Below are 19081 nucleotides of genomic sequence, written 5' to 3' on the forward strand. Positions count from 1 at the left end.
GCGAACTGATCGTCCATCGCCGGGCGGCGTCGCGTCCAGGGTTGGCCTGTGTCATCTGGACGCCTGGCAGGGAGATGACGCACACTCTGCGGCAGGCCAGGTGACAGCTTCTCTATCGTGCGGCACTATGTGAGCCGTTATCCTGGCTTGAAACTTCCAGTGGCGATTCCCGAGGGAGAGAGTGGGGGCGTGCCTACCATGCGCCGATTTGTCCGCAAGGTTGTGCTTTCGTTGGCCGTCGCGGCTGCTGTGGTTGGCGTTGGCTGCCTCGCGGACGCTGTCGATTCTCATGGGACAGGCGCTACGGAAGCTGCTGTGACCCTTGCCGACGACATCGCCTGGACCTGAGTGCGGCCCTGTTCGCCCCGGCCATGCCGGAATCCCGGAACATTCTCCGGTCTGTCCGTAGTGGGCGGTGATTCAGTCGATCGGCCCCTGTGCCTTGCGGCCGAGAACGTATCCGAGCTGGAACAGTGAGTCGACCTTGTAGTCGTCCCGCATCTCGGCTATATGTCTGGCCAGCGTTCGCTCGCTGATTCCCAGGCGTCGTGCGATGACCCGGTGATTGGTGCCCTCTAGCATCTGGTCAATAATCGTCTGGCGCAGGCGGGACACCACCTGTTGTGGCACTGTGCGGTCGCCCTCGAATTCCAGCGCGCGGCTCCAGCAGCGCTCGAATACCTCTTCGACGAGATAGCTGACGACTGCGGGGTCGTAGATGAAGGCCGCGAGGCTCATGTCATCGGCGATCGGGATCACGGCCACGCGCCGATCCATCACTATCAGTCGCGTGTAGGGCTCGTCGAGAGTCCGGTACTGCCCACCAGCACGTGCGAGTGTGGCCACGTAATCCCTGGTCGGCTGATGGTACCGGGTGCTGGCGTGGTAAATCGTCCGCATCGTCGTGCCACTGCGGAGGGTGTTCAGGTCCTGCTCGACCATGACCGAGAGAACGTCCGGCGGCCGAGGGCCGCCAGGCTGGAGCGCCAGGGCTTCCTCCATGGAAACCCTGTACTGCTGTACTCGCTGATGAATTAGGGCCTTCCCTCGCACATATTCGATCGACCCTCCCTGCTGTTTCGGGGCGTGGAATTCCTGTGCGAGTTCCTGGAGTTCGGACGGGAGTGAAACGGCCCGCGAGAGGAGATCCAGTGCTTGGCGTTGCCACGAATGGCTGAGGCTTGTCGAGAGCTGGGTGGGATCGGCCGCTATGAAATCGCTCGGATCGTCGGTGTCGGGTACGAGGAGGCCAATTCCGACCAACTCGTCCCGAGCGGCATCGGCCCGCCCGGGATCGGATCCTGACGGCAGATGACCGTCTCCTCGGATGACGGCCAGATATAGCTCTCGGGCCTCGGCCGACAGGACGGGTGAGCCAGCGGCAACGGGCTGCTCTCGTTCACTCATCTGCGGCTCCTTGCCGTTACCGTGACGCCTGTGTCCCATCAGCGCCGCCGCTGAGTCACGTTTCAGCATGCCAGACCTGATGAGTCCGATGAAGACGAAATGTGACTGCACTCTCTCACCACACGGCAGCCGCCGGCACCCCCCGAGAGGAGGGGCCGGCGGCCGGTGGGTGCCCGGTCAGCGCTTGGGGCGCCAGACGACGAGGGCGCTGGACTGCGGGGTGGGGGGCTGGTACGGGACGAGGTCGCGGCGGTAGGAGGCGTGGACGGCGGCCTCGCGCTGCTGGAGGGCGGTGGCGGCGCCTTCCAGGGAGTCGACCAGTTCCGTGACGCGGGACTGGAGGGCGGTGACCTGGTTCTCCAGCTCGATGATCCGCTTGATGCCCGCCAGGTTGATGCCCTCGTCCTGGGAGAGCCGCTGGACCTCGCGCAGCTGCTGGATGTCGCGTGCGGAGTAGCGGCGGCCGCGGCCGGCGGTGCGGTCGGGGCAGACCAGGCCGAGGCGGTCGTACTGGCGCAGGGTCTGCGGGTGCAGGCCGGACAGTTCGGCGGCCACGGAGATGACGTACACCGGGGTGTCCTCGGTGAGGACGTACGGCGGCGGGGACGCGGCGGCGCGGCGGGTGCGGCGGGGGCCGGCGCCGGGCAGGCCTTCGCCGAGGCCGGGGCCGATCGGGGTGTCGGGGTCGATCGGGTTCATCGGGGACATCTGGTCGTCACGCTCCCTTCGCCGCCCGGAAGAGGGCGGCGCGCGGATCGTCGGAGGCGGTGGCCTCGCGGTACTGCTCGAGGGCGTTCAGCGCGTCGCCGGTGACGTGCTGCGGCACCACGACCTCGACGGTGACGAGGAGGTCGCCGCGGGTGCCGTCCTTGCGGGTGGCGCCCTTGCCGCGGGCGCGCATGGTGAGGCCGTTGGCGCTGCCCGGGGGCAGCTTGAGCTTCACGGCGGGGCCGTTCAGCGTGGGCACCTCGATGGTGGCGCCGAGCGTGGCCTCGGGGAAGGTGACCGGCACGGTGACGGTGAGGTTGTCGCCCTTGCGGCCGAAGACGGGGTGGGGGTCGACGTGCACGGTGACGTAGAGGTCGCCGGGCTGTCCGCCGCGCTCGCCCTGTGCGCCCTTGCCCTTGAGCCGGATGCGCTGGTCGGCCTGGACGCCGGCCGGGATGCGGACCTGCATGGTGCGGGCCGAGCTGGCCCGGCCACTGCCGTGGCAGTCGGTGCACGGGTCGTCGACGATCATGCCCCGGCCGCGGCAGTCCTTGCACGGCTCGGAGAGCGCGAAGGCGCCCTGGCCGCGGCTGACGGTGCCCGCGCCGACGCAGGTCGGGCAGACCCGCGGGGTGGTGCCGGTCTTGGCGCCGGTGCCGTTGCAGCTGCGGCAGGGGGCCTGGCTGGTCATCCGCAGCGGGACGGTCGCGCCGTCCACCGCCTCCTCGAAGGAGAGCGTCACCTCGGTCTCGACGTCGGCGCCGCGCCGGGGCTGGGCCTGTCGGGTGCCGCCGCGATTGAAGAGGCCGCCGAAGACGTCGCCGATGCCGCCCCCGCTGCCGGCGCCGCCCTGGCTGCCGCTGAAGAGGTCGCCGAAGTCGAAGCTGTAGCTGCCGGTGCCGCCGGGGCCGCCGCCGGCCCGGAAGCCGCCGTTGGCGAAGAGGCTGCGGGCCTCGTCGTACTCCTTGCGGCGCTTCTCGTCGGAGAGGACGTCGTACGCCTCGGAGATGTCCTTGAACCGCTCCTCGGCCTTGGCGTCACCCTTGTTGGCGTCGGGGTGGAACTCGCGCGCGAGCTTGCGGTAGGTCTTCTTGATCTCGGTGGCGGTGGCGTCCTTGGGCACGCCGAGGACCTTGTAGTAGTCCTTCTCGACAAAGTCCTTGCCACTCATGGCGTACGCCACCTCCCGATGTCCATCGTCACTGAGCTGTCAACAGCGGCTGCGAGCACGACTGCTGACAGCGCGCTGCGGAGCCGGCCGCCGTACTGGCCGGCGTACGACTCCGCAGCGCACTGGTTGTCACCCGTCACAGGTTGTCAGCTGTCCGAGCCACCGTCGGACTTGTCCGCGTCGGCGGACTTGGCCTCGGCGTCCGTGGACGCCTGGCTGCCGGGCTGGGGCTCGGCGACGGCCACCATCGCCGGGCGGATGATCCGCTCGCCGATGCGGTAGCCGGGCTGGAGGACCTGGACACAGGTGTCCTCGGTGACGTCCGAGGAGTAGCTGTGCATCAGCGCCTCGTGCATGGTCGGGTCGAAGGGCTCGCCCTCCTTGCCGAACTGCTGCAGGCCCAGCTTGGCGACGACCGTCTCCAGCGACTCGGCGACGGACTTGAAGCCGCCGGTGACCTCGCCGTGCTCGCGGGCGCGGCCGATGTCGTCCAGGACCGGGATCAGCGACTCCAGGATGTTGGAGACGGCGATCTCGCGGACGGTCAGCCGGTCGCGCTCGACCCGCTTGCGGTAGTTCTGGTACTCGGCCTGGAGGCGCTGCAGGTCACCGGTGCGCTCGGCGAGCTCGCGCTTGGCGGCGGCGAGACCCTCCGAACCGGACTCCCCGCTGCCGGCCGCGGCGGCCTCCTCGGCAGCCTTGATCACGGCCTCTTCGGCGGCGGAGTCGTCGCCGGGCTTGCCGCCCTGCGGCTTGTCCGTCATGCCGCACCGCCCTTGGGCTTCTCGTCGTCCACGATCTCGGCGTCGACGACGTCGTCGTCCTTGGCCTGGGCGGAGTCACCGGAGGGGGCGGCACCGGCGGTGGCGTCGGCGTTGGCGTACAGCGCCTGGCCGAGCTTCTGCGCGGTGGTGGAGACCTTCTCCGAGGCCTCGCGGATCTTCGCGATGTCCTCGCCCTTCAGGGCCTCCTTGAGCTCGCCGATGGCGGTCTCGACCTCGGTCTTGACGTCGCCCGGCAGCTTGTCGGCGTTGTCGGCGATGAACTTCTCGGTCGAGTAGACGAGCTGCTCGGCGGAGTTGCGCGTCTCGACGGCCTCGCGGCGCTTGTGGTCGTCCTCGGCGTACTGCTCGGCCTCGCGGCGCATGCGGTCGACCTCGTCCTTCGGCAGCGAGGAGCCGCCGGTGACGGTCATCTTCTGCTCCTTGCCGGTGCCGAGGTCCTTGGCGCCGACGTGCATGATGCCGTTGGCGTCGATGTCGAAGGTGACCTCGATCTGCGGCAGGCCGCGCGGCGCCGGCGGCAGGCCGGTCAGCTCGAACATGCCGAGCTTCTTGTTGTACGCCGCGATCTCGCGCTCGCCCTGGTAGACCTGGATCTGCACGGACGGCTGGTTGTCCTCGGCCGTGGTGAAGATCTCGGAGCGCTTGGTCGGGATCGTGGTGTTGCGCTCGATCAGCTTGGTCATGATGCCGCCCTTGGTCTCGATGCCGAGGGACAGCGGGGTGACGTCGAGCAGCAGGACGTCCTTGACCTCGCCCTTCAGGACACCGGCCTGGAGCGCGGCGCCGATGGCGACGACCTCGTCCGGGTTGACGCCCTTGTTGGCGTCCTGGCCGCCGGTCAGCTCCTTGACGAGCTCGGCGACGGCCGGCATGCGGGTCGAGCCGCCGACGAGGACGACGTGGTCGATCTCGGACAGCGAGATGCCGGCGTCCTTGATGACGTTGTGGAACGGGACCTTGCAGCGCTCCAGCAGGTCCGCGGTCAGCTGCTGGAACTGGGCGCGGGTGAGCTTCTCGTCCAGGTGCAGCGGGCCCTCGGCGGAGGCCGTGATGTACGGCAGGTTGATCGAGGTCTCGGAGGACGAGGACAGCTCGATCTTGGCCTTCTCGGCGGCCTCGCGCAGACGCTGGAGGGCCATCTTGTCCTTGGACAGGTCGACGCCGTGGCCGCCCTGGAAGACCTTGACCAGGTGGTCGACGACGCGCTGGTCCCAGTCGTCGCCACCGAGGTGGTTGTCACCGTTGGTGGCCTTCACCTCGACGACCCCGTCGCCGATCTCCAGCAGGGAGACGTCGAAGGTGCCGCCGCCGAGGTCGAAGACCAGGATGGTCTGGTCGTCCTTGTCCAGGCCGTACGCCAGGGCGGCCGCGGTCGGCTCGTTGACGATGCGCAGGACGTTCAGGCCCGCGATCTCGCCGGCCTCCTTGGTGGCCTGGCGCTCCGAGTCGTTGAAGTACGCCGGGACGGTGATGACGGCGTCGGTGACCGTCTCGCCCAGGTACGCCTCGGCGTCCCGCTTCAGCTTCTGCAGCACGAAGGCCGAGATCTGCTGGGGGTTGAAGTCCTTGCCATCGATGTTGATCTTCCACCCGGTGCCCATGTGGCGCTTGACCGAGCGGATGGTGCGGTCGACGTTGGTGACCGCCTGGCGCTTGGCCACCTCGCCGACGAGGACCTCGCCGTTCTTGGCGAAGGCGACGACGGACGGCGTGGTCCGAGCGCCCTCGGCGTTCGTGATGACGGTGGGCTCGCCACCCTCCAGAACGCTGACGACCGAGTTCGTCGTACCGAGGTCGATGCCGACCGCGCGTGCCATCGTAGATACCTCCACGGAAGAGTTGAGCTTTACAGGCTCAAGGATGCACGACCCGATGGACGGAGTCAACAGCTATGAGCGCCGCTCGCTCAACTTTGCTGAGCGATGGGGCGGAGCGGGCGCGCCACGCCGGGGCGGGGGTGCGGCCACGTGACTGCCGCCATAGCTTGGGAATCTTCTGGACAACGGTCGGTCACCGGTAATGTCCGGGCCGTCGGCCCGGCAAGTTACCGACCAGTACACTCAGTTCCCAAGACCGTGTAACGCAGAGCCTGCTCAACCGCAAAGCCGCAGGAGACGGAGAGCCGATGCAGCTAGCAGCGATCGTCATCTCGCTGGTCACATTCGTGATCGGCACCGCGCTCGCCGCCCGTGCGGCGCTGTACATCTACAAGGTGGTCCGCACCGGTGCGCCGGACTCCACCCGCTTCGGGCAGCCCGCCCAGCGGGTGAAGACCGTCGCGACCGAGTTCGTCGGCCACACCAGGATGAACCGCTGGGGGATCGTCGGCATCGCCCACTGGTTCGTGGCGGTCGGCTTCTTCAGCCTGGTGCTGACCATCGTCAACGCCTTCGGCCAGCTCTTCGACGCCGACTTCGCGCTGCCGATCATCGGCCACTGGATGATCTGGCAGCTCTTCGTCGAGCTGGTCGGCACCCTGACCACGCTGGGCATCGCCGTCCTGATCGTGATCCGGCTGATGAGCCTGCCGTCCCGGTCCGGCCGCAAGTCCCGGTTCGCCGGCTCGATCGCCTGGCAGGCCTTCTACGTCGAGTACACGATCCTCGGCATCGGCCTGTGCATCCTGATGCTGCGCGGCCTGGAGGGCGCCCTCAACGGCGTCGACTCGTACGGGCCGGAGCACCTGGTCTCGTACCCGCTGGTCTCCGCGCTGGGCGGCCTGTCGCACGGCACGCTGGAGAACCTGATCTACCTGTTCGCGATGCTGAAGATCTGCATCTCGTTCGCGTGGGCGACCACCATCGGCCTCAACCCCTCGATGGGCGTGGCCTGGCACCGCTTCCTCGGCTTCTTCAACATCTACTTCAAGCGCGAGGAGGACGGCGGCACCGCGCTCGGCGCCCTCCGTCCGATGACCTCGGGCGGCCAGCCGATCGACTTCGAGGACCCGGCCGAGGACGCCGTCTTCGGCGTCTCCCAGGTCGAGCACTTCTCCTGGAAGGGCATCCTCGACTTCTCCACCTGCACCGAGTGCGGCCGCTGCCAGTCGCAGTGCCCGGCCTGGAACACCGGCAAGCCGCTCTCGCCGAAGCTGCTGATCATGAGCCTGCGCGAGCACGCCTACGGCAAGGCGCCGTACCTGCTGGCCGGTGGCGGCAAGGACATGGAGGGCGAGGAGCGGGCCACCTCCGAGCAGCTCAAGGATGTCCCGGCGGCCGCCCTGGCCGAGGCCGAGCGCCCGCTGATCGGCACCGCCGAGGAGAACGGCGTCATCGACCCGGACGTGCTGTGGTCCTGCACCACCTGCGGCGCCTGCGTCGAGCAGTGCCCGGTGGACATCGAGCACATCGACCACATCGTCGACATGCGCCGCTACCAGGTGATGATCGAGTCCTCGTTCCCGACCGAGGCCGGGACGATGCTCAAGAACCTGGAGAACAAGGGCAACCCGTGGGGCATGGCCACCAAGGCCCGCCTGGACTGGGTCAAGGAGCTCAAGAAGGAGACCGGCATCGAGGTGCCGGTGATCGGCGAGGACATCGACCCCGCCGAGGTCGAGTACCTCTACTGGGTCGGCTGCGCCGGCGCCCTGGAGGACCGCGCCAAGAAGACCACCAAGGCCTTCGCCGAGCTGCTGCACACCGCGGGCGTGAAGTTCGCGATCCTCGGCAAGGAGGAGTCCTGCACCGGTGACTCCGCCCGCCGCCTGGGCAACGAGTTCCTGTTCCAGATGCTCGGCGCGCAGAACGTGGAGACGCTGAACGCGGCCCTGGAGGACGCCCCGGTCAAGCGGATCGTGGCCACCTGCCCGCACTGCTTCAACACCATCGCCAACGAGTACCCGCAGCTGGGCGGCCACTTCGAGGTCATCCACCACACCCAGCTGCTGCAGCACCTCATCGACGAGGGCAAGCTGATCCCGGTCAACCCGGTCGAGGGCCTGATCACCTACCACGACCCCTGCTACCTGGGCCGCCACAACAAGGTCTACAGCCCGCCGCGCGAGATCATGGACAAGGTCCCCGGTCTGCGCCAGCAGGAGATGCACCGGCACAAGGAGCGCGGCTTCTGCTGCGGCGCCGGCGGTGCCCGGATGTGGATGGAGGAGCGCATCGGCAAGCGGATCAACACCGAGCGCGTGGACGAGGCGCTGTCGCTCGACCCGGACATCGTCTCCACCGCCTGCCCGTTCTGCCTGGTGATGCTCTCCGACTCGGTCAACGGCAAGAAGAACGAGGGCGCGGCCAAGGAGCACCTGAAGGTGGTCGACGTGGCCCAGCTGCTGCTCGACTCGGTGAAGGCCCTCCCGCCGACCGGGGACGAGGAGCAGCCCGCGACGGTGGACGCCTGACCGGCGCCGACGAGCCCGCTGTTCGACAGTTCTGCAACAACTGCCCGGCCCGGTGGACGCCGCGAACGCGCCCGCCGGGCCGGGCTTTCGGTCGCTCCGGACGGCCCGCCCCGGTACGGCGGGCGTACGGGGGGTGACGGCAATCGCACAGGCGCCGGACGGGCATTCGGTCGGAAGCAAATACAGTAGGCCCGGACCGGCTTCGTGCCGGTCGACCCGTTCCGGACGGAAGCCCCGGGCGGGTGGCGACCCGCGCCGGCCGCACGGCCGGGTCCAGACCGACGACGAGGTGTCGGCCCGCCGGGCCGGGCCGCAGAGACCACAAGGGGAACAGCGCAGACCATGACCGAGGCGATCATGCTGGTCGGTGGTAAGGGCACGCGACTGCGTCCGCTGACCACCCACACCCCCAAGCCGATGCTGCCGGTGGCAGGCGTCCCGTTCATCGCGCACCAGTTGGCCCGCGCGGCCGCCGCCGGCGTCACCCGCGTCGTGCTGGCCACCTCGTACCTGGCCGAGGTGTTCGAGGACCACTTCCAGGACGGCACCCCGTACGGCATCGAGCTCGTCTACCTGACCGAGCGCGAGCCGCTGGGCACCGGCGGGGCGATCCGCAACGCCGCCTCCGGCCTGACCTGCGGCCCGGACGAACCGGTCCTGGTCTTCAACGGCGACATCCTCTCCGGCGTCGACATCGCCGCCCTGCGCGACGGCCACGTGGCCGCCGGGGCCGACGTCACCCTGCACCTGACCCGGGTCGAGGACCCGCGGGCCTTCGGCCTCGTCCCGACCGACGAGGACGGGCGGGTGCTGGAGTTCCTGGAGAAGCCGGAGACCCCGGAGCAGATCGTCACCGACCAGATCAACGCCGGCTGCTACGTCTTCACCCGGTCCGTGATCGACCGCATCCCGACCGGCCGCGAGGTGTCCGTCGAGCGCGAGACCTTCCCCGAACTGCTGGCCACCGGCGCGCTGCTGCGCGGTGTCGTCGACACCTCGTACTGGCTGGACCTGGGTACCCCGGCGGCCTTCGTCCGCGGCTCGGCGGACCTGGTGCTCGGCAAGGTCGACTCCCCGGCCGTCCCCGGCCCGACCGGCGACGCCCTGCTGCTGCCCGGCGCCACCGTCCACCCGGGCGCGGTGCTCAGCGGCGGCACCGTGGTCGCCGAGGACGCGGTGGTCGAGGCCGGCGCGATCGTCGAGGGCAGCGTGATCCTGCCCGGCGCGGTGATCGGCCCGGACACCCTGGTCAAGGACTCGATCGTGGGCGCCTTCGCCACCGTCGGCGACCGCTCGGCGCTGGACGGCGCGGTGATCGGCGACGGCGCGATCGTGGAGTCGGACAACGAGCTGCCGAACGGCATCCGGATCGCCTGCGGCACCCTGCTGCCGGTCGGCGCCGTCCGCACCTCGGCCGGCCCGGGCGGCTGCCCGGCCGGCACCAGCGCGGCCGCGGCGGTGCACGGGCCGTCGGTCGGCGCACAGCGGTAGCCACCCCGCGCCCCGCGGGTTTTCGGCCCCGTTCGTCTCAGCCTCGCTGCAAACCGGCCCCGGCTTCGTCCGGGGCCGCCGCGGGCCGGGCCGGACGGGTACCTTCGGACCGTGGCTGGTAATCGATACGACAACGGTCAGGGCGCGGACCGTCCGCGCGGCGGGTGGTCGGCCCCTCCGCCGCCGTCCGCGCCCGGGGGGCACGGGGGGACGGACGGGCCGGAGTACTTCACGGCCCCGCACGCGGCGACGCCCGGCGGGCCCGGCGGCGCGCCCGGCGGTCCCGGCGCGCCCGGTGGTCCCGGCACGCCCGGTGGTCCCGGGCAGACGGCGGGGGACGGGTACGACCCGTACGCGGCGGACCGGCCCGGCAGCACCCGGGCCTTCCCCGTCGGCGACCCGTACGCGGCCGGCGGTCCGTACCAGGGACAGCCGCCGTACCAGGGGCACCCCGGCCAGGAGCACGGCTACTACGACGACGGCCACGGGCAGCAGCCGCCCTACGGCCCCGACCAGGGCTACGGCGCCGAGCAGGGCTACGACCAGCAGCCGTACGGCCAGGACAACGTCGCCGTCTACCGGGCCGGCGGCCAGTCCGCCCCGCACGTCGCCGGGCCCCGGCCGCACTGGCGTGAACTGTTCACCGGCCTGTTCCGCAGCCCGACCGCGGTCTTCGACCGCACTCGCGACCACCAGGTCTGGCTGCCCGCGCTCACCGTCTCGCTGCTGTACGGCGCGCTCGCGGTGCTCGGCATCGGGCTGACCCACGACGACATCGTCAACTCGACCTTCACCGTGGCGCTGACCGGCATCCTCGCCGCCGCCGTCGGCTTCACCGTGGCCGGCGCGCTCTTCGGCGGGGTCACCTACGCGATGGCCCGCCAGCTGGGCGGCGACGGCCCGTGGAAGGCGACCGTCGGCCTGGCCGCGCTGATCGGCTGGCTCACCGACGCGCCCCGGCTGCTGCTCGACCTGGTGCTGCCCTCCGGCAGCGCCGTCGTCCAGGTCGTCGGCTGGGCCACCTGGATGCTCTGCGCGTACCTGCTGACCAGCATGGTCCGGCGGCTGCACGACCTGCCCTGGGGCAAGGCCGCGGCCGCCTCGGCGATACAGCTGGTGGCGCTGCTGGTGCTGATCAAGCTGCCGACGCTGGGCTGAGCCGCACCGGGCGGAGCGACGCCGGGCCGAGGGCTCCGACGGGCGAAGGGCAGAATGGGGGCGGGTCGCGGCCGAGCGCCGGGCCCGCCCCACCCTCGTCGTCCCACCTTCACCGGAGCCAGGAATGACCCTCCCCACCACCCACGTCAGCTTCCCGGCCGGGGCGGTGACCGGCGAGTCCCCGGTGCTCGCGGTGCACCCGCTGGCCGACGGCCGGTACGCCGTCGTCACCGCGGCGACCCCGTTCCACCCGCTCGACCACACCTGGCCCGACCAGCCGGCCGACCTCGGCACCCTGACCGTCGACGGCACCGAGCTGGCCGTGGTCGACTGCCTGACCGGCGCCGTCGGCCCGGAGGGCGGGGAGCCGCTGGTCGGCGCCGACATCCCGGTCCGGCGCGGTGACGAGGAGTGGTCCTGGCTGGTCCTGCACGTCGTCGACGGCGACCCGGGGGACCTCGTCGGCCGCACCGCCGCGCTCGCCGTCGACGCCGACCGCCGGGGCGCCCTCAGCGCCTCGCACAGCGGCTGCCACCTGCTCGCCCTCGCCCTGAACGCCGCGCTCGCCCCGCGCTGGCGCAAGGACCCGGGCCGCTCGGACGCCTTCGGCCACCCGGACTTCGACAGCCTCGCGATGGCGAGCTCGGTGATGGACACCGCGGCCAGCACCGACACCTACCGGCTCGGCAAGTCGCTGAAGAAGAAGGGCTTCACGGTGGACGCCACCGAGGAGTTCCCGGCCCTCGCCGACGCCCTGCCGGCCCTCACCGAGGCCGTCAACGCCCGGCTGGCCGCCTGGGTCGCCGCCGACGCCCCGGTCCGCATCGAGGTGCCCGGCCCCGAGCTCACCGCCCGCCGCCAGTGGCACTGCGAGCTGCCCGAGGGCGGCGCGCAGATCTTCTGCGGCGGCACCCACCTGCACCACCTCGGCGAGCTGGCCGAGCTGCGCACCGAGCTGCGGCTGTCCGAGGACGGCACCGAGCTGGTCGCCGTCACCAGCCCGAAGCGGGCCTGAGAAACGCCGCGGGCGGTCTGTCCCTCACGTGAGGGACAGACCGCCCGTCGTGCGTGCGCTCCGTGGGGCCCGCGGGTCCTGCGGGTCCTGTGCTCAGACGTCGCTGCGGTGGAAGTTCAGGTACGAGCGGGACGGCGTCGGGCCGCGCTGGCCCTGGTAGCGCGAGCCGTAGCGCTCCGAGCCGTACGGGTGCTCCGAGGGCGAGGAGAGCCGGAACAGGCACAGCTGCCCGATCTTCATGCCCGGGTAGAGCTTGATCGGCAGCGTCGCGACGTTCGACAGCTCCAGGGTCACGTGGCCGCTGAAACCGGGGTCGATGAAGCCGGCCGTGGAGTGGGTGAGCAGGCCCAGCCGGCCCAGGCTCGACTTGCCCTCCAGCCGGGACGCGACGTCGTCGGGCAGCGTGATGACCTCGTACGTCGAGGCCAGCACGAACTCGCCGGGGTGCAGGATGAACGCCTCGTCGCCCTCCGGCTCGACCAGCCGGGTCAGGTCCGGCTGCTCCTCGGAGGGGTCGATGTGCGGGTACTTGTGGTTCTCGAACACGCGGAAGAAGCGGTCGAGGCGCACGTCGATACTCGACGGCTGGATCATCGCCGGGTCGAACGGGTCGACGACGACCCGACCCAGGTCGATTTCGGTCCGGATGTCCTTGTCAGAGAGCAGCACGCTTCGAGGTTACGTGCACGACAGGGCCCCGGACGAATCCGCCCGGGGCCCGTTCCGTCCCTCCGCGACCGTCAGGCCAGGAACTCCGCGGCCTCCAACCGCATCGCCCGCGCCAGTTGCGGCTCCGACAGCTCCCGCACGTCGGCCAGCACCGAACTCCGCATCCGTCCGCACTGCGGGCAGCGGATCAACCGTCCGGGCCCGAGCCGGCCAGGACCGAGGTTCTGCATCGGGAACGTGGTGGTGCTGAACAGGTGCCCCTCGGCACAACGAACGACGGCGCGCTGCTCCATCGATCCCCTTCCCATCCCTAACCCAGTACTCACCCGTACGCACTCGCCCCGACGGCCGAGCCCCGGGACAGCGTCACATTAGGGGATGTTCCGGACATTCCTCACCATGGCTCGCCGCCTCGGCCCCCACCCACCGGAGCACTCGCGCGCGGCCCACACAGTACGCCTCCACACCCGCCCCACCCGGCTCCGCCACGTCCACCGACCCCCTGTGCAACCACCGGTGCGAATGGGGTACAGTGACACTGGATCGAGCGGTCTCTGACGGCTCATCAGGCGGGCGTAGTTTAATGGTAGAACATGAGCTTCCCAAGCTTAGAGCGCGAGTTCGATTCTCGTCGCCCGCTCCAGCAGTAAAGCCCCAGGCCAGTGGCCTGGGGCTTTTGCGTTGTCCGGGGCCGGTCGGGGCGGTCAGTGGGGGTGGGTCCAGGCGGGGGTCCAGGTGCCGGGGGTGCCGGGGGTGGGGGCGGCGGTGGCGAGGTGGGCCCGGAGGGCGGGGAGGGCCGGGTGGGGGTTGTCGCGGTGCCAGAGGAGTGAGTGGGGGTAGACGGGCGTCGGGTCGGTCACCGGGATGCGGCGCAGGCCGTGGGCGGCGGGCCAGACGAGGCGGGTCCGCTCGCTCATGAAGGTGGCGAGGGCCGGGGTGTCGGCGATGGTGTCGAGGAGGGCGTCGGAGCCGAAGTTGGGGCCGGTGGCCTCGATGGTGAGGCCGAACTCGGCGACGAGGTCGGCGTAGTAGGCGCCCCACTCGGTGCCGGGGACGATGCCGGGCATCCAGATCCGGTGGCCGGCCAGGTCGGCGACGGTCAGCGTTCTGGCGCCCGCCAGGGCGTGGGCGGGGCCGGTGAGGAGATGGAGCGGTTCGTCGAGCACCCGGACGGATGCGATGTCCTCGGGGAGCGGCCGGCCGGGCATGGCGACGGCGCGGAAGGTGGCGTCGATCGTGCCGGAGCGGACGGCGGCCACGGCGGTCTCGATGTCGTGCAGCATCAGCACGTCGAGGTCGATGTCCGGGTGGGCGCGGTGGAAGTCGCGCATCAGGCCCGAGACGGCTCCGCGCGAGTTGAGCACGTCGACGCGCAGCGGGCGGCGGCCGGCCCGTACGGACGCGACCGCGCGTTCGGCGGCACGCAGCAGTTCGCGGGCGTGGGGCAGGAACGCCTGTCCGTCGATGGTGAGTTCGGCGCCGCGCGGGGTGCGGGTGAACAGTCGCACGCCGAGGTCGCGCTCCAGTGCGGCGACGCGTTTGGAGACGGCCTGCTGGGTGATCGACAGGTCGACTGCGGCCTTCTGGAACTGGCCGGCTTCCGCGATGGCGGCGAAGGTGCGCACTGCTTCGAGGTCCACGCCGATCCACTGTAGAGAACAACCTGTGGTTGTGCGGGGTGGGCGAAACGGTTGTTTGACCGGCCGTGGTGCCTCCCGGTTGGCTCTCACCGGTCAACTCCGGTTTGTCCGGTCGGGGTCGGGACGTCGAGGGGAGCGCACCGCGCATGACGGGTGGGAAACGGCTGGGCCGGCGGTTCGGCTGGCTGTGGGCGGCGTACGCGGTGAGCGCGTACGGGTCCGGGCTGGGGTTCGGGGCGTTGCCGCTGATCGCCGTGCTGGTGCTGCGCGCCGGACCGGCCGAGGTGTCCGCGCTGTCCGCCGTGGGGCCGGCGGTGGGCGCGCTGATCGCGGTGCCGCTCGCGCCGTGGGTGGAGTTCCGGCGCAAGCGTCCGGTGATGATCGCGATGGACCTGGTCCGGTTCGCGGCCATGGCGTCGATCCCGGTCGCGTACGCCCTGGGAGGGCTGGGCTTCGTCCAGCTGCTGGTGGTCTCGATCGTGGTCGCCGCGGCCAGGATCGCGTTCGGCGCGGCCAGCGGCGCCTACCTCAAGGCCCTCGTCCGGCCGGACGACCTGCTGGTGGCCAACGCGCGGTTCGAGTCCACGAACTGGAGCTCCATCGCGATCGGTCCGCCGCTGGGCGGGGCGGCGGTCGGCCGGTTCGGGCCGGTCACCACCGTGGTGGCCGACGCGCTCAGCTACCTGCTCTCCGCGCTGAGCATCACCGCGATCCGCGGCCGGGAGGAGGCGCCGCAGCGGACCGGCGGGAACCCGGTGCGGGCGGGCGCGGTGCTCGACGGCTGGCGGCACATCCTGGGCGACCCCGGTCTGCGGGCGCTCTACCTCAACAACATGCTCGTCGCCGGTCTGATCATGGCCACCGAGCCGGTGCTCGCCGTCCTCCTGCTCCGCCAACTCCACTTCGCCCCATGGCAGTACGGCCTGGCCTTCGCCGCCCCCTGCCTCGGCGGGCTGATCGGCTCCCGGCTGGCCCGGCGGGTCGTGGCACGCCACGGCCGGGACCGGGTGTTCCGGACCGTCGGCACCCTGCGCGCCGTCTGGCTGATCGGCCTGGCCTTCGTCCGCCCCGGCGTGGTCGGCCTGGTCACCGTGATGGCCGTCGAGCTGGCGATCATCGTCAACATGAGCCTGTTCAACCCGGTGCTCGCCACCTACCGGCTCGAACGCACGCCCAAGCACCTGGTCGCCCGCACGCTGTCGGCCTGGTCGATCGGCCAGCAGGCGTCCATCGCCGTCTGCACCGCGCTCGGCGGGCTGCTCGCGGCCGCCACCGGACCGCGCACCGCCCTCGCGGTCGCGGGACTGCTCATCCTCGCCACGCCGCTCCTGCTGCCCCGGGCCGACGCGTCGGCGGCCGTACCGCCGGTGGCCGCACCGCTGTGAGCGGGTACGGCCGTGAGCGGTACGGCCACCGGCGGCGGGGGTGGGATCAGCGGCGGGCGGCGAGGTCCTCCAGGGCGGGGACCAGGGCGGCCGGGGTGGGCAGGGCGGCGTTGTCGGCCCGGAGGCGGTGGGCGGCGTCGCGCAGCGCGGCGTCGGTGAGGACACGGGTGAGCAGCGGGGTGTCGACGGCCTCGGAGGTGGAGCTCAGGGCGGCACCGGTGGCGGTGATGGCGTCGGCGTTGAGGAAGTGGTCCGCGCCCTGGGGGAGCAGCAGCTGGGGCAGGCCGGCCTGGAGGGCGGTCAGCATGGTGCCCGAACCGCCGTGGTGGATCAGCGCGTCGGCGCGGCCGAGCAGCTCGTTGAGCGGGACCCAGGGCAGGCCGCGGACGTTGGCGGGCAGGGTGCCGAGCGGGGCGAGGTCGGCGTTGCCGACCGCGAGCAGGAAGTCGGCGTCGACCTCGGCCGCCGCCTCGACCAGGCGGACCACCGCGCGGACGCCGTCGATCTCGGCGAGCACGGTGCCCAGGGTGACGACCGCCCGCGGGCGCTCGGGCTTACGGAGGAACTCGCCCGGGACGATGCCGCCGCCGTTGTACGGGACGTAGCGCACCGGCAGGCCGTCCGGGTCGCCGCCGAGCGGGCCGAGGTTGAGCACCGCGGTGACGCCCGGAGCGGTCAGGCCGCGCTCCTCGTACAGGTCGGAGACGTGCGAGGCCACCAGGTCGGCCATCGGGCGGCCGGGGCTGGCACCGAAGTTCTGCACCACCGACGGGATCTTGAGCTGGGCGGCGACCAGCGGGCCGGCGGCGGCGAAGGAGTCGTGGACGATCAGGTCGGCGCCCCAGTCGGTGGCGACCGCGAGCAGGCCGTCCACGTCAGGGCGGGAGGCGTGCGCGAACATCGCGGCCGCCATGTCGAGGATCTCTTCCTGGGTCTTGTCCCGGTTGACGTACTGGACCTTGCCGCCGAGACCCTCCTCGATGATCTCCCGCAGGCCCCGGCCGTCGCCGACCTGGGCGACGGGGAAGCCCGCGGAGCGGATCAGCTCGACGGGCTGCCCGGTGGCGAACAGGACCTCGTGCCCGACGGCGCGCAGCGCCTGGGCGGTGGGCACCATCGGGTAGAGGTGACCGGCCGCGGCGGGGCCGGTGAAGAGTATGCGCATGGTGGTCTCCTTGCGAATGTTGCTGACAAGGCAGTCTCACCTTTGAAGTTGACGTTCAGTCAATTCGATAAGGATCACCATGCGCGGTAATCGGCCTTTCTGGAGCAGGGCTTGCCTCGCGGGCAACGGTGTGCTCCACGCGCCGGTCGCCCGGGCCGTGCGCGCCCGCCGGACGGGCCGCCCGCGCGCCGCCGTTCGCTCCCTCCCGGCGGTCGGTGGTCGGTGGTCGGCGCTCGGCGGGCGGCGGGCGGTCGTGCGGCGGGCGGTCACGCGGCGACGAGGAAGTCCCGGACGGCGCTGGTGAACGCCCCGGTCTGCTCGGCGAGCACGATGTGGCCGGTGTCGAACTCGGCGTAGGCGCTGCCGGGCAGGGCGGCGTGCAGCCGGCGGGCGTTCTCCACCGGGACGGTGGCGTCCTGGCGGCAGCCGATCACCAGGGCGGGGGCCTGGACGCGCGGGAGCAGCGGGCCGAGGTTCAGGCCGAGGTTGAGGGCGATGTGCCGCAGGGTGCCCGGGGTCGGCCGCATGTAGGCGGTGTTGGCCTGGACGGCGGCGCGCCCGATCCGGTCGAGGAAGCCGGGGCTGAAGGCGGTGAGGGTGGCGTAGCCGCCGAACGCGGCGGGGTGGTCGGCGAGGGAGAGCCAGGTGGCCATGGAGAGCCGCAGGTACTCGTCCTGTTCCGCGCTGATCCAGCCGGCGGCGGCGACCAGGCGGCGGACCCGCCCGGGGTGCAGGGCGGCGGTCGCGGTGGCGACGACGGCGCCGAGCGAGAAGCCGAGGACGTCGGCGGGGCCGCGGCCGGCGTCCTCGATCACGGCGGCGACCTGGGCGGCCAGAGCCTCCAGGGCGAGCGGACCGCCGTCGTCCTCGGCGGCCGCGCTGCCGGAGAGGTCGGGCAGCAGCACGGTCCAGCGGTCGGTGAAGGAGTCCAGCAGGCCGTCCCACATGGCGGAGCCGGGGCCGGTGCCGTGCACCAGGACGAGGGTGTCGGGGCCGTCGCCGACGACGCGGTAGGGGATGCGGGCGGTGCCGACGGTGATGACGGGCATGGCGGGTCCTCTCGATGGCTGGGTCGGACGGCAGGTCAGAAGGCCTGCCGGGTGCGGCCGGTGGGCCGGTCCGGCCCGGCCGGTCGGCCCAGGAAGTAAACTACACAGTGCAGATTATTGATTCAACTGCACCGTGCAGTGCATTTTGAAGGTGTGGGAACGGTGAGGGACGGAACCGGGAGGGGAACTGCCCGTACCCGCCCGCCGTCCAAGCAGTGACGGAATGCCGGCCCGGGTTGAACACCGGGGGAGTACGGAGGGCCCTGTGCAGTCAGGTGGTGCCGAACTGAACGTCGGATGCCCGGGCGGCGGCGGCCCCGGCCGCCCCGGCGGTGCGCGGGTCGCGCCGGTCCGGCGGTCGGAGTCCGAGCCGGGGGCGGAGTCGGGGCCGGAGGTGACGATCGACCAACTCGACGCCACCGAACGCTGCGAGACGCTGCTCCAGGACACCCTGGACGCCGTCCGTCCGGCGCCGGTCTGGCAGGGGGCGCCCGCGCGGGCGGGGGCGCGGCTGCCGCTGCCGGGGCGCGAGTCGGAGCTGCTCTGGTACGTCACCCGGGGCCGGGACCTCCTCACCGTCGTCTCGCTGTCCCGACGGGCGGCGCTGGCGGACGTGGTGGAGCGGCACTGGCGGCGGCGCGGCTGGACCATCACCTCGCTGAACGCCGGCCGGGACCGCCCCGGCGTCGCCGCGGCCACGCCGGACGGCTACCGGCTGGAGCTGCGCTTCGGCGAGTCGGGCGAGGCCGGGCTGACGGCGAGCTCGCCCGGAGTGGCCCGCTCGGAGCGGGGCCCGGTGCTGTCCGGGAGCGTCGACCGCTGTGCGCCGCCGCTGCCGTACGTCCGCTGCCCGTATTGGAGCGCGCTGGTCTAGCCGGGGGCACTGGTCCAGCCGGGAGCGCTGGTCCGGCCGAGGGTGCTGGTCTAGCCGGGGGCGCTGGTCTAGCCGGGGGCGCTGGGGACCGGGGGAGGCGTGGAGGGGGGGGCCCCCCCCCCCCCCCCCCCCCCCCCCCCCCCCCGCGGGGGGGGGGGGGGCCGCCCCCCCCCCCCCCCCCCACCCCCCCCCCCCCCCCCCCCCCCCCCCCGT

At 71.7% G+C, this 19081-nt stretch carries 15 protein-coding genes, 1 tRNA gene and 1 pseudogene; 7 read left to right on the forward strand and 10 right to left on the reverse strand.

Annotated elements, in window-relative coordinates; translation table 11 throughout:
* Window positions 1-420: 420 nt before the first annotated feature.
* The 5 genes from ACFCY1_RS17255 to dnaK all read right to left on the reverse strand — a co-directional run bounded on the left by ACFCY1_RS17255 (window position 421) and on the right by dnaK (window position 5888).
* Entirely contained in the window at window positions 421-1407 is a 987-nt protein-coding gene (locus ACFCY1_RS17255) for a helix-turn-helix domain-containing protein (protein WP_049650421.1), read from the reverse strand.
* A gap of 177 nt (window positions 1408-1584) precedes the next feature.
* Complete coding sequence (locus ACFCY1_RS17260) at window positions 1585-2115, reverse strand: heat shock protein transcriptional repressor HspR (protein ID WP_375875069.1); 531 nt, start codon at window positions 2113-2115, stop codon at window positions 1585-1587.
* Window positions 2116-2122: 7 nt separating this feature from the next.
* Window positions 2123-3286, reverse strand: coding sequence for a molecular chaperone DnaJ (gene dnaJ / locus ACFCY1_RS17265; protein ID WP_049650429.1), 1164 nt, complete (start codon window positions 3284-3286; stop codon window positions 2123-2125).
* A gap of 146 nt (window positions 3287-3432) precedes the next feature.
* A complete protein-coding gene (gene grpE, locus ACFCY1_RS17270) occupies window positions 3433-4050 on the reverse strand; it encodes a nucleotide exchange factor GrpE (protein ID WP_049650422.1) in 618 nt (205 codons plus the stop codon).
* A complete protein-coding gene (gene dnaK, locus ACFCY1_RS17275) occupies window positions 4047-5888 on the reverse strand; it encodes a molecular chaperone DnaK (protein ID WP_074001854.1) in 1842 nt (613 codons plus the stop codon). The genes grpE and dnaK overlap by 4 nt, the downstream gene beginning before the upstream one ends.
* Before the next feature lie 308 nt (window positions 5889-6196).
* Here dnaK and ACFCY1_RS17280 point away from each other — a divergent pair, with 308 nt between their 5' ends.
* The 4 genes and pseudogenes from ACFCY1_RS17280 (at window position 6197) to ACFCY1_RS17295 (ending at window position 12086) form a co-directional block, all read left to right on the forward strand.
* Window positions 6197-8422, forward strand: coding sequence for a (Fe-S)-binding protein (locus ACFCY1_RS17280; RefSeq protein WP_375875070.1), 2226 nt, complete (start codon window positions 6197-6199; stop codon window positions 8420-8422).
* A gap of 342 nt (window positions 8423-8764) precedes the next feature.
* Window positions 8765-9838, forward strand: a pseudogene (locus ACFCY1_RS17285) (sugar phosphate nucleotidyltransferase); the annotation flags it as partial.
* A gap of 186 nt (window positions 9839-10024) precedes the next feature.
* Window positions 10025-11071: a Yip1 family protein gene (locus ACFCY1_RS17290; protein ID WP_375875071.1), complete on the forward strand. Its 1047-nt coding sequence runs from the start codon at window positions 10025-10027 to the stop codon at window positions 11069-11071.
* 124 nt (window positions 11072-11195) lie between these two features.
* Window positions 11196-12086: a metal-dependent hydrolase gene (locus tag ACFCY1_RS17295; RefSeq protein WP_074001851.1), complete on the forward strand. Its 891-nt coding sequence runs from the start codon at window positions 11196-11198 to the stop codon at window positions 12084-12086.
* A gap of 93 nt (window positions 12087-12179) precedes the next feature.
* Here ACFCY1_RS17295 and dcd read toward each other — a convergent pair whose 3' ends face one another.
* On the reverse strand, window positions 12180-12755 hold the full coding sequence (gene dcd, locus ACFCY1_RS17300) for a dCTP deaminase (protein WP_049651628.1): 576 nt from the start codon (window positions 12753-12755) through the stop codon (window positions 12180-12182).
* Between the two features lie 71 nt (window positions 12756-12826).
* Complete coding sequence (locus ACFCY1_RS17305) at window positions 12827-13048, reverse strand: hypothetical protein (protein ID WP_074001850.1); 222 nt, start codon at window positions 13046-13048, stop codon at window positions 12827-12829.
* 276 nt (window positions 13049-13324) lie between these two features.
* Between ACFCY1_RS17305 and ACFCY1_RS17310 the strand changes: the two genes are divergently transcribed.
* Window positions 13325-13398: transfer RNA gene (locus tag ACFCY1_RS17310), tRNA-Gly, on the forward strand.
* Window positions 13399-13459: 61 nt separating this feature from the next.
* On the opposite strand, the gene ACFCY1_RS17315 is transcribed toward ACFCY1_RS17310, so the two are convergent.
* A complete protein-coding gene (locus ACFCY1_RS17315) occupies window positions 13460-14395 on the reverse strand; it encodes a LysR family transcriptional regulator (protein ID WP_375875072.1) in 936 nt (311 codons plus the stop codon).
* Between the two features lie 146 nt (window positions 14396-14541).
* On the opposite strand from ACFCY1_RS17315, the gene ACFCY1_RS17320 reads away from it, so the two are divergent.
* Window positions 14542-15780 (forward strand): MFS transporter, encoded by a 1239-nt coding sequence (locus tag ACFCY1_RS17320; protein ID WP_375875073.1) that lies wholly within the window; start codon window positions 14542-14544, stop codon window positions 15778-15780.
* 46 nt (window positions 15781-15826) lie between these two features.
* Here ACFCY1_RS17320 and ACFCY1_RS17325 read toward each other — a convergent pair whose 3' ends face one another.
* On the reverse strand, window positions 15827-16945 hold the full coding sequence (locus tag ACFCY1_RS17325; RefSeq protein ID WP_375875074.1) for a glycosyltransferase: 1119 nt from the start codon (window positions 16943-16945) through the stop codon (window positions 15827-15829).
* Window positions 16946-17211: 266 nt separating this feature from the next.
* Window positions 17212-17994, reverse strand: a complete 783-nt coding sequence (locus ACFCY1_RS17330) for an alpha/beta fold hydrolase (RefSeq protein ID WP_375875075.1) — start codon at window positions 17992-17994, stop codon at window positions 17212-17214.
* A 394-nt stretch (window positions 17995-18388) separates the two neighbouring features.
* Between ACFCY1_RS17330 and ACFCY1_RS17335 the strand changes: the two genes are divergently transcribed.
* Window positions 18389-18868 carry a hypothetical protein gene (locus ACFCY1_RS17335; protein ID WP_074001845.1) on the forward strand — a complete coding sequence of 160 codons (480 nt, stop codon included), beginning with the start codon at window positions 18389-18391 and terminating at the stop codon, window positions 18866-18868.
* The last annotated feature ends 213 nt before the right edge of the window (window positions 18869-19081 follow it).

Origin of the sequence: Kitasatospora sp. NPDC056273 (assembly GCF_042268845.1) — a bacterium.
In the GTDB taxonomy this organism is placed as follows: domain Bacteria; phylum Actinomycetota; class Actinomycetes; order Streptomycetales; family Streptomycetaceae; genus Kitasatospora.

Excerpts from the sequence above, each read along its gene's own strand:
- ACFCY1_RS17255 (WP_049650421.1), bottom strand. The coding sequence starts at position 1,407 with ATGAGTGAACGAGAGCAGCCCGTTGCCGCTGGCTCACCCGTCCTGTCG.
- ACFCY1_RS17260 (WP_375875069.1), bottom strand. The coding sequence starts at position 2,115 with ATGTCCCCGATGAACCCGATCGACCCCGACACCCCGATCGGCCCCGGC.
- dnaJ (WP_049650429.1), bottom strand. The coding sequence starts at position 3,286 with ATGAGTGGCAAGGACTTTGTCGAGAAGGACTACTACAAGGTCCTCGGC.
- grpE (WP_049650422.1), bottom strand. The coding sequence starts at position 4,050 with ATGACGGACAAGCCGCAGGGCGGCAAGCCCGGCGACGACTCCGCCGCC.
- dnaK (WP_074001854.1), bottom strand. The coding sequence starts at position 5,888 with ATGGCACGCGCGGTCGGCATCGACCTCGGTACGACGAACTCGGTCGTC.
- ACFCY1_RS17280 (WP_375875070.1), top strand. The coding sequence starts at position 6,197 with ATGCAGCTAGCAGCGATCGTCATCTCGCTGGTCACATTCGTGATCGGC.
- ACFCY1_RS17295 (WP_074001851.1), top strand. The coding sequence starts at position 11,196 with ATGACCCTCCCCACCACCCACGTCAGCTTCCCGGCCGGGGCGGTGACC.
- ACFCY1_RS17305 (WP_074001850.1), bottom strand. The coding sequence starts at position 13,048 with ATGGAGCAGCGCGCCGTCGTTCGTTGTGCCGAGGGGCACCTGTTCAGC.
- ACFCY1_RS17320 (WP_375875073.1), top strand. The coding sequence starts at position 14,542 with ATGACGGGTGGGAAACGGCTGGGCCGGCGGTTCGGCTGGCTGTGGGCG.
- ACFCY1_RS17325 (WP_375875074.1), bottom strand. The coding sequence starts at position 16,945 with ATGCGCATACTCTTCACCGGCCCCGCCGCGGCCGGTCACCTCTACCCG.
- ACFCY1_RS17330 (WP_375875075.1), bottom strand. The coding sequence starts at position 17,994 with ATGCCCGTCATCACCGTCGGCACCGCCCGCATCCCCTACCGCGTCGTC.